Annotated in this window: 13 protein-coding genes; 9 read left to right on the top strand and 4 right to left on the bottom strand. The window is 62.9% G+C overall.

All coding sequences use genetic code 11. From position 1 onward, the window contains the following. Positions 1-780 carry a 3-ketoacyl-ACP reductase gene (locus tag C8D99_RS02140; protein WP_133955911.1) on the bottom strand — a complete coding sequence of 260 codons (780 nt, stop codon included), beginning with the start codon at positions 778-780 and terminating at the stop codon, positions 1-3. Between the two features lie 38 nt (positions 781-818). Further along, entirely contained in the window at positions 819-1,193 is a 375-nt protein-coding gene (locus C8D99_RS02135; protein ID WP_133955909.1) for a cupin domain-containing protein, read from the bottom strand. 145 nt (positions 1,194-1,338) lie between these two features. Here C8D99_RS02135 and C8D99_RS02130 point away from each other — a divergent pair, with 145 nt between their 5' ends. The 9 genes from C8D99_RS02130 (at position 1,339) to C8D99_RS02090 (ending at position 10,619) form a co-directional block, all read left to right on the top strand. Then, positions 1,339-2,082, top strand: a complete 744-nt coding sequence (locus C8D99_RS02130) for a FadR/GntR family transcriptional regulator (RefSeq protein ID WP_133955907.1) — start codon at positions 1,339-1,341, stop codon at positions 2,080-2,082. A gap of 157 nt (positions 2,083-2,239) precedes the next feature. Then, entirely contained in the window at positions 2,240-3,595 is a 1,356-nt protein-coding gene (locus C8D99_RS02125) for an oxidoreductase (RefSeq protein ID WP_133955905.1), read from the top strand. A 30-nt stretch (positions 3,596-3,625) separates the two neighbouring features. After that, positions 3,626-4,789, top strand: coding sequence for an ABC transporter substrate-binding protein (locus tag C8D99_RS02120; RefSeq protein ID WP_133955903.1), 1,164 nt, complete (start codon positions 3,626-3,628; stop codon positions 4,787-4,789). A 154-nt stretch (positions 4,790-4,943) separates the two neighbouring features. Further along, on the top strand, positions 4,944-5,837 hold the full coding sequence (locus tag C8D99_RS02115; RefSeq protein ID WP_133955901.1) for a branched-chain amino acid ABC transporter permease: 894 nt from the start codon (positions 4,944-4,946) through the stop codon (positions 5,835-5,837). A 10-nt stretch (positions 5,838-5,847) separates the two neighbouring features. Next, positions 5,848-6,711, top strand: a complete 864-nt coding sequence (locus tag C8D99_RS02110) for a branched-chain amino acid ABC transporter permease (protein ID WP_133955899.1) — start codon at positions 5,848-5,850, stop codon at positions 6,709-6,711. Continuing rightward, on the top strand, positions 6,708-7,487 hold the full coding sequence (locus C8D99_RS02105; protein WP_133955897.1) for an ABC transporter ATP-binding protein: 780 nt from the start codon (positions 6,708-6,710) through the stop codon (positions 7,485-7,487). The genes C8D99_RS02110 and C8D99_RS02105 overlap by 4 nt, the downstream gene beginning before the upstream one ends. Next, positions 7,475-8,209: an ABC transporter ATP-binding protein gene (locus C8D99_RS02100; protein WP_133955895.1), complete on the top strand. Its 735-nt coding sequence runs from the start codon at positions 7,475-7,477 to the stop codon at positions 8,207-8,209. Before C8D99_RS02105 ends, C8D99_RS02100 begins: the two co-directional genes overlap by 13 nt. A 40-nt stretch (positions 8,210-8,249) precedes the next feature. Further along, the gene (locus C8D99_RS02095) at positions 8,250-9,584 is read left to right on the top strand and encodes a hypothetical protein (RefSeq protein WP_133955893.1); all 1,335 of its coding nucleotides are present in this window, start codon (positions 8,250-8,252) and stop codon (positions 9,582-9,584) included. Positions 9,585-9,695: 111 nt separating this feature from the next. Further along, positions 9,696-10,619, top strand: a complete 924-nt coding sequence (locus tag C8D99_RS02090) for a ketopantoate reductase family protein (protein WP_133955891.1) — start codon at positions 9,696-9,698, stop codon at positions 10,617-10,619. A gap of 67 nt (positions 10,620-10,686) precedes the next feature. Here C8D99_RS02090 and C8D99_RS02085 read toward each other — a convergent pair whose 3' ends face one another. Continuing rightward, positions 10,687-11,904 carry a class-III pyridoxal-phosphate-dependent aminotransferase gene (locus C8D99_RS02085; RefSeq protein WP_133955889.1) on the bottom strand — a complete coding sequence of 406 codons (1,218 nt, stop codon included), beginning with the start codon at positions 11,902-11,904 and terminating at the stop codon, positions 10,687-10,689. Between the two features lie 4 nt (positions 11,905-11,908). Next, the gene (pdxR, locus tag C8D99_RS02080; protein ID WP_133955887.1) at positions 11,909-13,393 is read right to left on the bottom strand and encodes a MocR-like pyridoxine biosynthesis transcription factor PdxR; all 1,485 of its coding nucleotides are present in this window, start codon (positions 13,391-13,393) and stop codon (positions 11,909-11,911) included. Positions 13,394-13,397 lie beyond the last annotated feature (4 nt).

Here is a 13,397-nt window from a genome sequence, read left to right as displayed (position 1 = left end):
CTAGAGCCTCCGGATGTGGAAGCCGCCGTCCACGTTGATCACCTGGCCGGTGGAGTAGTCGAACGCGCCGCCCGAGAGGGCTGCCGCCGCTTCCCCGATGTCCTCGGGCAGGCCCCAGCGTTTTGTGGGTATGCCGTCGTCCTCGAAGATGAACTTGTTGTACTTGCCCTCCACGGTCCTGGTCATGTCGGTCTTTGTGATGCCGGGCCGTATCTCGAAGACGGGGATGCCGTGCCCCCCGAGTTCGGCGGCGAAGAGGGCCGTCACCATGGCGATGCCGGCCTTGGAGATGCAGTATTCTCCCCTGTTCGTGGAAGCCGTGTAGGCGGAAATGGAGCCGATGTTGATGATCCTGGGGGAGTAGTCCGGAAGCCCCTGCTGCTGGAGGGAGATCATGGCGTTGGCAAAAAGCTGGTTCATGAAGAAGGTTCCCTTCAGGTTGATGTCCATCAGGCGGTCGAAGCTTTCTTCGGTGGTTTCCAGGATATTCATCCGGGCCAGGGGGGCGACGCCCGCGTTGTTCACCAGGACGTCGATCCGCCCGTGCCGGCCGAGGACGAAGTCGAGGGCCGCCTGCCTGTCGGCGCTCTTCGAGATGTCGCACTTCACGTAGGCGGCCGGAACGCCGTACGCCTTGAGCTCTTCCATGGCCTCCGCCGCCTTTTCCCCGCCGGAGGAGCTGCTCATCACCACGGCATATCCCAGGGCCGCGTGCTTTTTCAGCACCCCCAGGCCGATGCCGCGGGAGGAACCCGTCACCAGGATGACTTTTTGGGTCATGATATCGAGTCTCCTTTCATGTTGTCGGGAGGATGCTTTCAGCGCTTTCCCTCAAGCTCCTCCTGCCAGTGTTCCACCACGCCCGCGGGTGAGTAGACGAACAGGATTTCCATGTCCGATCCGCCGGTATTGCGGAGCGTGTGGGGAATGTTCGGGTCAAGGTAGACCGTGTCGCCTGCGCGGACGGTCTCCGTCTCGTTGCCCGCCTCCATCTCCCCGGAGCCGGAGAGGATGTGGTAGATCTCCTCGTTGAAATGCTCGTGCGGGGGGATGCTCCCTCCCGGAAAGATACGGACGCGCCCCATCACGAAGCCCTTTGCCTGGAGGGGGCTGTCCTTCCCGACAAGCACCCGGGTTCTGCGTCCGGCAGGGAAGAGCGTTCCCTCCGCATCGTCAATGTGAATCCTCTGCATTCCCAAGTCGCCTCCTCAAAAGAAGGGGTTGTCGTGTATAATGCGGTTGTCCATGGACAACCGTAATCAGGACCATTACCCGTCTGTCCTGCCCTTATGATAGCATTTCGAACCGGACGACGGGTACCGGGAGCGGAGAAAACACATGAACGAGTCGAGAAGAGTTCTCGTGGAGAAGGTGTACGCCGCCATCAAGGACGGCTCCATCGTCAATGATGGCAAGCTTCCAACCGAGCGTGAAATGGCCGCGCTCATGACCACCAGCAGGACCTCCATGCGGGAGGCCCTCATCGTGCTGGAGACCCTGGGGATTATCGAGGTCCGGGGAAAGCAGGGGCTTTTCGTGAAGGACCCCGGCATGGGCAGGCTTACCCAGAGCCTTGACCTGTACGCCACGTGGCCGGCGGACGTCATTCCCAAGGTCTTCCAGGTTCGCATCATGATGGAAAGTCCGGCTGCGGGACTGGCTGCGCTCAACAGGACGGACGCAGACCTCGCGAAAATGAACGAATGCCTGGCCCAGTTCTCCCGAATCTTCGCCGCGGAAGGCCCCGAGGCGGGCCGCGAGGGAGCACACTGGAACGATATCTTCCACCGCATCGTCATCGCCGCCTCCCACAACGAGGTGCTCATCAGGATGCACGAGGGCCTCTCCTCGATCATCGAACGGGCTATGGAATCGCTGAACAGAAACGGCCTGACGACGCCCCGGCCCCAGTGGCCGGAACGGATTCTGGGAGAGCACGAACAGATCGTCCGGGCCATCAGGGAACGGGACGAGGCAGGAGCCCGGGAGGCCATGCGGAAGCACCTGGAAATTTCCGCGGCCAACCTTGAGAAGCTCTGCCAGGACAGGGAGTCTGCCCTTTTGGGTTTTCCCGCCGGCTAAAAAGGGCGGGGAGAAGGAAACTGACGTTCCGGGACAGGGCTTCCCAGCCGGAAGCCCAAATGATATAATTTCGTCAGTTGTTTGGTTGTCCTTGGTCAACCCATGAATTTACCCCGGCGTCTCCGTATAGGAAGCGCCGTAAGCGAGAGGGAGGCCCATGGCACAGTACGAATCTTTCAGCTTCGCCACGCTTGACGAGCTCAGTCAAAAAATCGAAACGCTCGGTCTCGACATTTCCTTCAGTGAAGATCTTTCCGTCCTTGCCGCACCTGCGGCGGCAGGAGACCGGACCATTCCCAACCGTTTTTCGACTCTTCCCATGGAGGGGCGCGATTCCCTTCCCGACGGCTCGCCCGGTGAGTTCACGTTCCGACGCTACCGGCGCTACGGCGCCGGCGGGTGGGGGCTGATCCAGTTCGAAGCCTGCGCCGTCTGGCAGGGAGGCCGCAGCAGCGACCGCCAGATGTGCATCGAGGCATCCACGGAGAAGGCGATCGCCTCTCTTCTTGAAGCGACCCGCTCGGCCGCCCGCGAATCCCTCGGTCCTTCCCACTCTCCCCTGTGCCTTCTCCAGCTTCAGGACGCAGGCCGGTACCGCCACGCCACGGGAACGACTCCGGGCCTGACCGTCCCCTATGAGCTGCTCGACCGGCGTGCAAAGGTCCCCGGGGATGTGGCGCCCCTTTCCGATGCCGACATCGAAGCGGTGCAGGACCGCATGACCGAGGCGGCGGTCCGGGCGGAAAAAATAGGTTTCGACGGTATCGACATCAAGAGCTGCCATCGCTATCTCGGTTCAGAGCTTCTCGCGGCTCACCTGCGCCCCGGAAAATTCGGCGGCGGCTTTGAGGGCAGGACCCGTTTCCTGCGGGAGATGACGGAACGCATTCGGTCGGCCGTGAAGAACCCTTCTTTCCTCGTAACCAGCCGCATGAATCTCTTCGACGGTTTTCCGTACCCCTACGGCTGGGGCTGCGACCGGTCCGATCCGCCTGCCCCCGATATGACCGAACCCCTGAAGCTTGTCGGCATTCTGAGGGAACTCGGCCTGAACCTGCTGACCACTTCCACCGGAACCCCCTACTATAATCCCTGGCTCGTGCGTCCCTTCGACCGGCTCATTCCGGGGAACATCGAAGCGCCGGAGCACCCCCTAGAAGGCGTCGCCCGCCTCTTCTCCCTGACGGAGAAGGTGCAGCGGGAATACCGGGATCTTCCGGTGACCGGCCCGGGGTATACGTGGCTTCGCCAGTTCGGAGTTTTTGCCGCCGCCGCCAACGTGGCGCGGAGGGCTGTAACGCTTGCGGGGTTCGGGCGGACGGGGTTTGCGTACCCCGGTCTGCCGAAAGACGTGCTGGAGAAGGGGGCGGTCGATCCGAAGAAGGTGTGCGTTTCGTGCAGTTTGTGCAGCGAGGTCATGTCCCAGGGAGGTCCCACCGGGTGCTACGCGAAAGACCGGGATGTCTACGGCCCCATTCTGAAGGAGCACAGGGCTTCCCGGAAAACGCACTGAAAACATATTCACATTGGAGGGAACAATGGCATGAAGAACGGAATGGGAAAGTGGTTGTTCTGTGCGGTGCTCGTCGCAGTGCTGGCCGGTTTTGCCGGAGCGGCGTCGGCGAAGGAGATTCTGATCGGCAATATGCAGGATATCAGCGGCCCCACGTCGGTGTGGGGGAACGCGGTGACCAGGGGCGCCGAGATCGCCATCGAGAAGATCAACGCGGCCGGCGGCATCGACGGCGCCATGCTGAAGCTCGTCACCATGGACACGAAGGCCAACGTCCAGGAAGCCATCAAGGGATATAACAGCCTCGTGAGTTCCGGTGCCGTGGCGGTCGTCGGACCCCCCGTCAGCAACATCGGCCTTGCCCTCGCCCCCATCGCCGGCAAGGCGGGCGTGCCGGTGGTCGGCAGCTTCATCGACCCGCGGGTCACCGTCGGAGAGGACGGCAAGCCCCAGGCGGCCATGTTCCTTATGCAGCCTTCCAGCGTCCAGTATTCCGAGATCATGGCCAGCTACACCATCGACGTCCTGGGCCTCAGGAAGGTCGGCGTGCTCTACGACCAGTCCAACGCCTTCGCGGTCTCCCTGATGAAGCCCTACGTGGAGTACATCAAGGCGGCCGGCGGCGAGATCGCCTCCGAACAGGTCTACACCAAGGGCGACAAGGACTTCAAGACCCAGCTCGCCAAGATCAGGGAAGCCGGCGCCGACTGCCTGTACTTCCCCAACTACATCCAGGAAGCCGTGCTGGTGACGAACCAGCGCAAGCAGGTCGGCCTCGACATTCCCATCATCGGCGGCCTCGACTTCGCCCCGCCCTTCGCCTCCCTCGTGAACGACCCCGAGGCGGCGGACAACATCTACCTGGCCAACAACTTCTCCGAAAAAGAGCCCCAGCTCAAGGAAGTCTGGGACATCTACAAGGGCAAGTACGGCGAGAATCCCGTGAACAAGGTTTTCCTCGGCTATGACAAGATCCTTCTTATCCGGGAAGCCATGAAGCTCGGCGGCGGAACCTCGGCGGCCCAGGTCATGGCGGGCATGCCGCAGGTGAAGGATCTCCAGGGAACCACGGGTGTCCTGACAATCTCCCCCGAAACGCATCAGCCGGTGGGTTTGTCCATGGTCATGTACAAGATCGAAAAGGGAGCGTACGCCGAACTCGGACGCTACGTGCCCGAGAAGCACAAGAAATAGACTTCTGAAGTGTCTCCCGAGGTCGCCCTTTCTCTTCCGGGAACAGGGCGACCTCTCATTTCTTCCCTCCCTTCCCCGGCGCGGCGGATACGCGGTACCGGCCGGAGCACTCCCTGCAGGCGCCGCAGTCCGGAAGGGCAAAGGAGCTGGTCTCATGCTGGTGCAGAACATCCTCAACGGAATCTCCCTCGGATCGGTCTACGCGCTCATCGCGGTAGGCTTCGCGCTCATCTTCAATGTCCTCAAGTTCTCGAACTTTTCCCAGGGCGGCGTCATGACCGTCACCGCCTATGCGGGATACGTAGCCTCCCGGTATCTTTCAGAGCATCTTGATTCCTCCCTTGTCCTTTTTTCAGCCGTCCTCGCCGCCGCCGCACTCTCGGGGGCGCTCATCGCCGCCGCAGTCGAGCGGCTGGCCTTCCGGCGCCTTCGCCGGACGAAGAGCGAGCCGGTCTACTACTTCATCTCGTCGATCACCATGGGCATTCTGCTGGAGAACCTGATCACGATCTACGCCAGCAGCAATTTCTACTCCTATCCCCGGTTTTTCACCACTTCCGCCGTTCCCCTGTTCGGGGTGAACGTGGCGGTGACGGACATGATGATGTTCGCCCTCTCGATCACCGCGCTGCTTGCCCTGCTTTTTATCCTGTACAGGACGAAGATCGGCCTCGGCATCAGGGCCGCCTGTTTCGACGTGAACACGGTGCAGCTCATGGGGATGAACCCCGATTTCCTGGTCACCATGGCCCTGATGATCTCCGGTACGCTGGGGGGCGTCAGCGGCGTCTTTCTCGGCATGAACTACACCCTTTACCCCCAGCTCGGACAGATGGTGGTGAAGGGATTCGTCGCCTCGGTTCTCGGCGGCCTGGGGAGCATCCATGGCGCCGTGATCGGCGCGGTGCTCCTGGGTGTTCTCGAAATTTTCTTCATTTCGTGGGTAGGGGCCGGCTGGGCCCCGGTCTTCATCTTCGTCGTGATGCTGGCCTTCCTGCTGGTGCGGCCCCGGGGAATCGCCGGGGTCATCGTGCAGGAAAAGGCGTAGGAGGAACACGATGGATTACTTCATCTCCACCGTCATCTTCACCGGTATCGCCCTCATAGGGGTGCTCGGGGTCTACCTCATCACGGGTCTCACGGGGCTTTTCTCCCTGGGCCAGGCCGCCTTCATGGCCATCGGGGGCTACGTCTCGGCGGTTCTCATCCGCAATTACTCCGTGCCCGTCGTTCCCGCCGTTGCCCTCGCCATCGCCGCTGCCATGCTGGCCGCCCTTCTCGTGGGGCTGCCCACGGTACGCCTCAGAAGGGACTACATCTCCCTCGTGACGCTCGGTTTCGGCGAAGCCATCGTGGCGCTGCTCAACAACTCGGCAAACATCACCGGAGGGGCCATGGGCATCTCCGGCATTCCGCAGCTCACGACGCTTCCGGTGGTTCTCGCGAGCGTCGCGGTCTGCCTTGCGCTCGTCATTCTCTACAAGAACTCCAAGTACGGCCGGCAGTGCCTCGCCCTCCGGTCGGACGAACTGGCCGCCAAGTCCATGGGGATCAACGTCTACCGCTTGAAGCTGGTCACGTTCCTTTTCGCCGGGGCGCTCACGGGCTATTCGGGAGTGCTCTTCGGCTTCTACACCACCTACCTGGAACCCGCCGCCTTCAACTGGATCATCTCGGCGGAGTGGACCATCATCGTCTTTGTGGGTGGCGTGAACAGCCTTACCGGAACGGTGCTGGCCACGATACTGCTCACCGGGCTTCCCGAATTTCTCCGCTTCGCCTCGGAGTGGCGGGTGGCCATCTACTGCGTGATCGTCCTCCTGATCGTCAACTACCGCACCGCGGGCATCATGGGCGAGCACGAGCTTTCCCCGAAGTCGGTGCGCCGGCTTCTCAGCCGGATGAAGGGGGTGCGGCCGTGAGCCTCCTCGAAGTGCGCGGCCTGACCAAGTCCTTTGGCGGCGTCCGTGCGGTGGATGATTTTTCCTTCAGCGCGGAAAAGGGAGAGATCGTGGGGATCATCGGCCCCAACGGCGCGGGGAAGACCACCGCGTTCAACCTGATCACGGGGGTCTATCCCCTTGACAAAGGGAGCATTCTCCTCGAAGGAGCGGAACTGGCGGGGAAGGAGCAGTTCGAGATCACCCGGAGCGGCATCGGGCGCACCTTCCAGAACATCCGGCTGTTTCGGGGACTCTCGGTGCTGGAGAACGTGATGACAGCCGCCGACCCCTATTCGGAGTACGGCCTCCTCTCCCTCTTCACCTTCGGGGCGGCCTTCCGGGGACGGGAACGGGAGGTCCGCTCGACGGCCCGGGAATATCTTTCCCTGGTGGGGCTGGACAGGTATGCCGACGAGAAGCCGTCCAACCTTCCCTACGGCCTGCAGCGGAAGCTGGAAATCGCCCGGGCCCTGGCCACGGGACCGAAGGTGCTGCTGCTGGACGAGCCTGCCGCCGGGCTCAACCCCAGCGAGGTCCGGGAGTTTATCGGGCTGGTGGGGGATCTGCGGGAGCGCTTCGGATTCGCCGTGCTGGTGATCGAGCACCGGATGGAGGTTATCATGACGCTCTCTTCCTGCATCTACGTGCTCAACTTCGGGAAGCTGCTCGCATCGGGAACACCCGCCGAAATCCGGGCAAACAAGGAAGTGACGGAAGCCTACATCGGCAAGGAGGATGGATCATGCTCCGTATAGAGGATCTGTGGGTCTCCTACGGCCACGTGCAGGCCCTTTCCGGAGTCTCCCTCGAAGTGAAGCGGGGGAGCATCGTGAGCATTATCGGCTCCAACGGGGCAGGGAAGAGCACCCTGCTCAACACCATATCGGGCCTGGTGAAGCAGGAGCGGGGAAAGATCTTCCTGTGGGACGGAACCGGCCCGGACACGGCGAAGCTGCTGCCCCGGGAGCCCTACCGGGTGGTCAAGCTCGGCGTGGTGCAGGTACCCGAGGGAAGGCAGGTCTTCGCCGGGCTCACCGTCCGGGAGAACCTGATGGCGGGAGCGTACACCGTGAACGATGCGGGGCGCGTCCGGAGAAACCTCGACCGCATGTTCGAAATGTACCCTATCCTGAAGGAGAGGGCACGCCAGCAGGCAGGAACCCTCTCGGGAGGGGAGCAGCAGATGCTCGCCATCTGCAGGGGCCTGATGGCGGAGCCGAAGGTGCTCCTTCTCGACGAACCGTCCCTCGGCCTCGCCCCGATCATTGTGAAGGGAGTCTTCGATACCGTTCGGCGCATCCGCGACGAGGGGATAACGGTTGTGCTGGTGGAACAGAACGCCAACCAGGCCCTTGCCATCGCGGACTATGCCTACGTTCTCGAGAACGGCCGCGTGGTGCTCGAGGGTGCGGGCCGTTCGCTGCTCTGCGACCCCGCCGTGAAAGACGCATACCTGGGAGGGGCCCAGGAAGCGTAAGGGACGGAGTATCAGATAAATCTTCGAAGGAGGAAGGATTATGGTCAGAAAACTCGCCGTACAGCCTCTTCTTTTCGCCTCTCCGGTCTACTGGCCGGACAGGAATGAACTTGACACCGCAGGAAAAACCCTGGCCGGGATGCTTGAGGCGATGGACGCACCAACGTCGCTCATGCGCCCCGCCCGCATCGTGGCCGGAGACGCCGGCCTCGACGACGCGCTCTCTTCCCTCGGCGGAGCGCTTCCTCTGCTCGTGCCCCTTTCGGGCGGCGTACAGAAACGGATGCTGGCCGCTGCGGATGCCGCCTCCGAGAGCCTGCTCTGGAGCTTCTTTCCCAACGATGGCATCTACGGGGAGAAGGAGCGGGAGACTGTCCTCCGCATCGTGTCCAGAAACGCCCTCCCCGCGGTTGCCGACGTCTGGGGCACCATCCGCGGCCGCGGCGGAAGGGTGACGAAGGTCTATCACGGGGACTCCTGGCTCGCAGCTGCGAAGGACCTGGCGGCGGCCCACAGGGTACGGAACACGCGGATTCTGCTGGTGGGGTACACCCAGGAATGGGTCGTTTCCGCGAGCGTGGACACGAGAAAGATGGAACGCATGCTGGGCATCTCGTCGGTCCATATCGGCCTGGAAGAACTTTTTGCTGAATTTGAGGCCTGCAGGAAGGATTCCGCTCCGGCCTCCCTCGCCAGAGAGTTCGCCCAGGGAGCCCGTGCCTGCCTTGAGCCGAACATAGAGCAGATCGAACATGCTTTCCGGATGTACAGGGCCCTGAAGAACCTGCTCGCCCGCTACGGCTGCAACGCCCTCGCCATCTCGTGCTTCTCCCTTGCGAAGACGCTGGGCGTCACGGCCTGCGTCGCCCTCTCCATGCTCAACGACGAGCCGGAGACCGTGGCCGCCTGCGAGGGGGATCTTGACGCAGCGGTGTCCATGGCCGTCGGCAAAGCGGTCACGGGAATACCTGTATTCATGGGAAACCCCGTCTACAACCTGGACAATACGCTGGATATCGTCCACTGCACCTCCCCCCGGAAGCTCGTTTCCGGGAACAATCAGCCCTACGAGATCCGCTCCCACCACGAGACGGGACTCTCCGTCTCCCAGCGGGTGGAAGTGGAGGGGACGCTGGATGCGACCATATTCCGCGTCGGCGGCGAGTTCCGGAAGGCCGTGCTCTTCGAGGCTCCGCTGCTCTCCAACCCGCGGCTCGACACCTGCCGGACCCAGTTCCGCTTCGGACTGAAGAGCTGGGAGGCCTGCTTCGACGCCATGCTGGGCTGTCATCACATGGTCGTCTTCGGCAGGCACGGCGACGCTCTGGCCCGGTTCATGAAGGATCGTCTGGGTATGGATGTCGCCCTGCTTTGACGGGGGGCTTCTGCGGGGAGTGCTGGTGAGGAATGGTAGAAGGGCAAAAATGAGAATAAAAGGTTTTCCGGTCCGTCCGGGATGTACTGAAATAGTCGGGGGTGTGGGGGAATGAAAATCGCAGTGTTCGGAATCGGCGGTGTCGGGGGGTTCGTAGGGGGCGCGCTGGCGAAAAGCCATGCCGAAACCTGCTTCTTCGCCCGGGGGGAAAACCTGGAGGCAATCCGTGCGAAGGGGCTGAGGGTCGAATCCTCGGTGCTTGGTGATTTTGTGGCCCGGCCGAAACGTGCTTCCGACAGGGCTGAAGAGTTCGGCATAATGGACGCCGTTTTTGTTTGCTGCAAGGGATACAGCCTGAAAGAGGCCTGCGGGGCGATCTCCCCCGTGGTGGGCCCCGAAACGGCGGTGATCCCGCTGCTCAACGGAGTCATCGTCTCCGACATCATGGAGCCGCTGCTGCCCCCCTGCATCCTTGCCGACGGGACGATCCGCGTGTTCAGCCGCCTGGAGAAACCGGGGCACATCATCCAAAGCATGGAAATGTGCAGTATCGCCTTCGGCATGAAGGACGGCAGCAGACCGGCACGGCTGGATGAACTCGCCTCTGTGCTCAACACCGCAGGCATCAGGACGGCAGTATCAGAGAATATCCTTGTGGACAGCTGGTCCAAGTATGCCCTGATGTGCGGCAACAGTGTGATGTTTTGCTACTACGACGGCCCCGCAGGCACGGTGCGCGAGGACCCGCATCATGAAAGCGTGCTTCGGGCCGTAACGGGCGAACTGGTCGCGGTGGCGGCCGCAAAGGGAGTAACGCTGCCGGCGGATACGGCGGACAAAGCGGCGGCTTTTTTTTCAAAGATGGAGCCGGACGCCATGTCCTCTCTCTACCGGGACCTCAGCAGCGGCAAACCGGTGAACCAGACCGAACTCGACCATATCATCGGAAGAATGGTGGAGATGGGACGGCAGACCGGCGTGCCCACCCCGTACCACAGGATTGCCTACGAACGGTTTGCCTCACGGCAGGATTAAAGCCCGAAAACCGAATGCAAATGCAAAGCGAAGCCTGCCGGATCTTTCCGGCAGGCTTTTTCTCCTTTCACTCCATTTCACCGAGCACGTCCCCGAATGCCGCCAGGAAGCCCTGCATTTCGTCCCTTGTGATGACGAAGGGTGGAAAGAGGCGGAAGGTGGACGTCAGCTGGTGGAAATCCTGGATATAGCCCTTTTCCAGCAGGCGTTTGGACATGTCCGGCCCTCTTCCGGCGGTTTCCGGGGTGAGCTCCGCGCCGACCATGAGTCCCTTGCCCCGCACCTCCCGGATGCAGGGGAAGCGGGTCTGGAGTTCTTTGAGCCCCGAGAGCAGCATTGCCCCCATTTTCTCCGACCGTTCCACGAGGCCTTCGTCCCGCAGGGTACCGATGACCTCCGCGGCGATTCGTCCTGAAAGGGGCGTGTTCTGGTGGGACTGGACGTGCCGCCCCAGAACGGAAACCGCCCGCTCTTCCACCTCTTTCGTGGTGACCACCGCCGAGACGGGCAGGCCGCCGCCGAGAGCCTTGCCGATGACCAGGATGTCCGGCACCAGGTTTTCATGGGAGAAGCCGAACCACAGTCCTGTCCGCCCCATGCCCGTGGTGATTTCCTCGGAGATGAAGAGGGCTCCCTGGGCGGCCGCCAGTTCTCGGAGGCGGGCTCCGTAGCCGGGAGGGGGTACGAGGATGCCTCCCCCGAGGACGGGCTCCCAGATCACCGCCGCCGCCCCTTCTTCCGGGGGCGTTTCCTGAAGGGCGGCCAGGCAGGGAAAATTTCCTCCGCCGCAGTCGGGTGAAGAGGGGCACCGGGCGCAGTGGGGCGCAGGCAGGCGAACGACCTGGCCGGGTTTCGGAAGCCAGGTCGCCGTCCGGCCCGGTTCGGAGATGGAGAGGGCGAAGATCGTGCCCCCGTAGTATCCCTTTTCCGCGGCGATGATTTTCTGCCTCCCCGTGGCGGCCATGGCCATTTTGAGGGCCAGCTCCACCGCCTCGCTGCCGGAGTTGAGGAAAACGGCCCGGTCGAGTTCCGGCGGTAGAATGTCGGCGAGCTGCCGGAGGGCGTCGTCGATCTCGGGAGTCCCGAAGGATGCCCCCGCCTGCAGAAGCCCCCCTGCCTGGTCCCCGAGGGCCCGGGCCAGCCGTGGATGGCCGTACCCGAGGACGTTGCACCATGTGCCCGACCACATGTCGGTGTAGCTTGTGCCCCGATCGTCGAAGACCGTGCTTCCCCTGCCTCCCGTCAGGCGGATGCCGTGCAGGGGGTTCGTGTTCCAGAGTTTCATCTCCTCATCCCTTCCTTTCGTAGACTTTGCCGAAGGCCCTTCCGAGCCTGCGGATGCCTTCTTCGATCTCCTCCTCGTCCAGGGACGAGATGGAGAGGCGGAAATGGACCCCTGTCGGTTCCGAGGAGTAGAAAGTGTACCCCGGGGCGGCGCTGACCTTTTCCGACGCCAGGATGTCCTCCCAGTCCGCCGGCGGGGAGGGAGCCATGGAAAGCCAGATGAGGTATCCTCCGTCCGGCCGGGTCCAGGCTGCCCATTCCGGGGAAATGGAGCGCTTCAGCGCGGCCAGGGCGGTCTGCATCCGTTTCCTGTAGACCCGGTGCATCCTTGAGATGTGCCGTTCGAAATGCCCCTCGGAGCAGAAGCGGGCCAGGGCGGCCTGGAGCAGCACCGGGGGCGACAGCTCTCCGTACCGGCGGAGCACGGCCAGGCGCCGGATGCATTCCGGGTGGGCCGCCAGCCATCCGACGCGGGCCCCGGGGAAGAGCACCTTTGAAAAGGTGCCGCAGTAGATCACCCGGTGCCCGGTGTCCATGGACTTGACGGGAAGCACCACCCTGCCCGAGTATTTCATTTCCTCCTCGAAGGCGTCCTCCAGGAGGGGCACCCCGAAGCGCGAACAGATGTCCAGCAGCCGCTCCCGGTGGGGCTGGTCCGTGGTGATCCCTGTGGGGTTCTGGAAGTTCGGCATGGTGTAGACCAGGTGGAGGGGACCCTTCCGGCAGATGTTTTCCAGGGTGTCCAGGTCCATGCCGTCCTCCTTCAGGGGGATTTCGGCAATGTTCAGGCCGTAGTGGCGGAGAAGCGGGAGGATGTCGCCGTAGGTGGGGGATTCGACGGCCACTGTTTTTCCGGGTTCGGCCATCATGCGGAGCACCAGGTCGAGGGCGTGTTGGGCGCCGTTGGTGATGAGGATCTCGTCCGCCGTCACGGAGATGCCGTGGGTTCCCATGCGGGCGGCGATTGCCTCCCGAAGGCCTTCATGGCCACGGGGATCACCGTACCCCAGCAGGGAGGTTCCCTCTTCCCGGAAGGCTCTTCCGAGGCAGGTCCGAAAGTGTTCCATCGGGAAAAGGCGGGGATCCATCCGCAAGTATTCGAAGGAGATCCAGCCCCGGGGGGGAGAGGGGCTGCGTTGAACGGTCCGGAGAGGGGCATGGCGGTACAGGTCACCTGTGGCGGGGGAGGAGACCCGGTCCCAGTCGAGGGCGCTTTCCCGTTCCCGTTCCGAAGCCTCCGGCAGTGGCGCCCGGCTGCGCACCACGGGAGCGGAGCCCCTTTGCAGGTCCACAAAACCCAGGGACCAGAGGGTCTGGTAGGCCAGGGCGACGGTGGAGCGGTGGACCCGGAGCAGGTCCGCGAGCTTTCTCGTGGAGGGCAGCCGGTCGCCGGGTTTCAGGAGGCCGGTTTTCATCCTGTCCGCCAGGAGGTCCGAGATCTGCCTGCTTTTGGGCTTCCCGCAGTTTTCGTCCAGTTCAAAGAGGATCATGGCC

Source organism: Aminivibrio pyruvatiphilus (assembly GCF_004366815.1).
Lineage (GTDB): Bacteria > Synergistota > Synergistia > Synergistales > Aminobacteriaceae > Aminivibrio > Aminivibrio pyruvatiphilus.
Note: the sequence above shows the minus strand (reverse complement) of the source record. Positions and strands in the feature narration are given on the sequence as shown.

Excerpts from the sequence above, each read along its gene's own strand:
- pdxR (WP_133955887.1), bottom strand. The coding sequence starts at position 13,393 with ATGATCCTCTTTGAACTGGACGAAAACTGCGGGAAGCCCAAAAGCAGG.
- C8D99_RS02125 (WP_133955905.1), top strand. The coding sequence starts at position 2,240 with ATGGCACAGTACGAATCTTTCAGCTTCGCCACGCTTGACGAGCTCAGT.
- C8D99_RS02110 (WP_133955899.1), top strand. The coding sequence starts at position 5,848 with ATGGATTACTTCATCTCCACCGTCATCTTCACCGGTATCGCCCTCATA.
- C8D99_RS02140 (WP_133955911.1), bottom strand. The coding sequence starts at position 780 with ATGACCCAAAAAGTCATCCTGGTGACGGGTTCCTCCCGCGGCATCGGC.
- C8D99_RS02090 (WP_133955891.1), top strand. The coding sequence starts at position 9,696 with ATGAAAATCGCAGTGTTCGGAATCGGCGGTGTCGGGGGGTTCGTAGGG.
- C8D99_RS02085 (WP_133955889.1), bottom strand. The coding sequence starts at position 11,904 with ATGAAACTCTGGAACACGAACCCCCTGCACGGCATCCGCCTGACGGGA.
- C8D99_RS02095 (WP_133955893.1), top strand. The coding sequence starts at position 8,250 with ATGGTCAGAAAACTCGCCGTACAGCCTCTTCTTTTCGCCTCTCCGGTC.
- C8D99_RS02135 (WP_133955909.1), bottom strand. The coding sequence starts at position 1,193 with ATGCAGAGGATTCACATTGACGATGCGGAGGGAACGCTCTTCCCTGCC.
- C8D99_RS02100 (WP_133955895.1), top strand. The coding sequence starts at position 7,475 with ATGCTCCGTATAGAGGATCTGTGGGTCTCCTACGGCCACGTGCAGGCC.
- C8D99_RS02130 (WP_133955907.1), top strand. The coding sequence starts at position 1,339 with ATGAACGAGTCGAGAAGAGTTCTCGTGGAGAAGGTGTACGCCGCCATC.
- C8D99_RS02120 (WP_133955903.1), top strand. The coding sequence starts at position 3,626 with ATGAAGAACGGAATGGGAAAGTGGTTGTTCTGTGCGGTGCTCGTCGCA.
- C8D99_RS02115 (WP_133955901.1), top strand. The coding sequence starts at position 4,944 with ATGCTGGTGCAGAACATCCTCAACGGAATCTCCCTCGGATCGGTCTAC.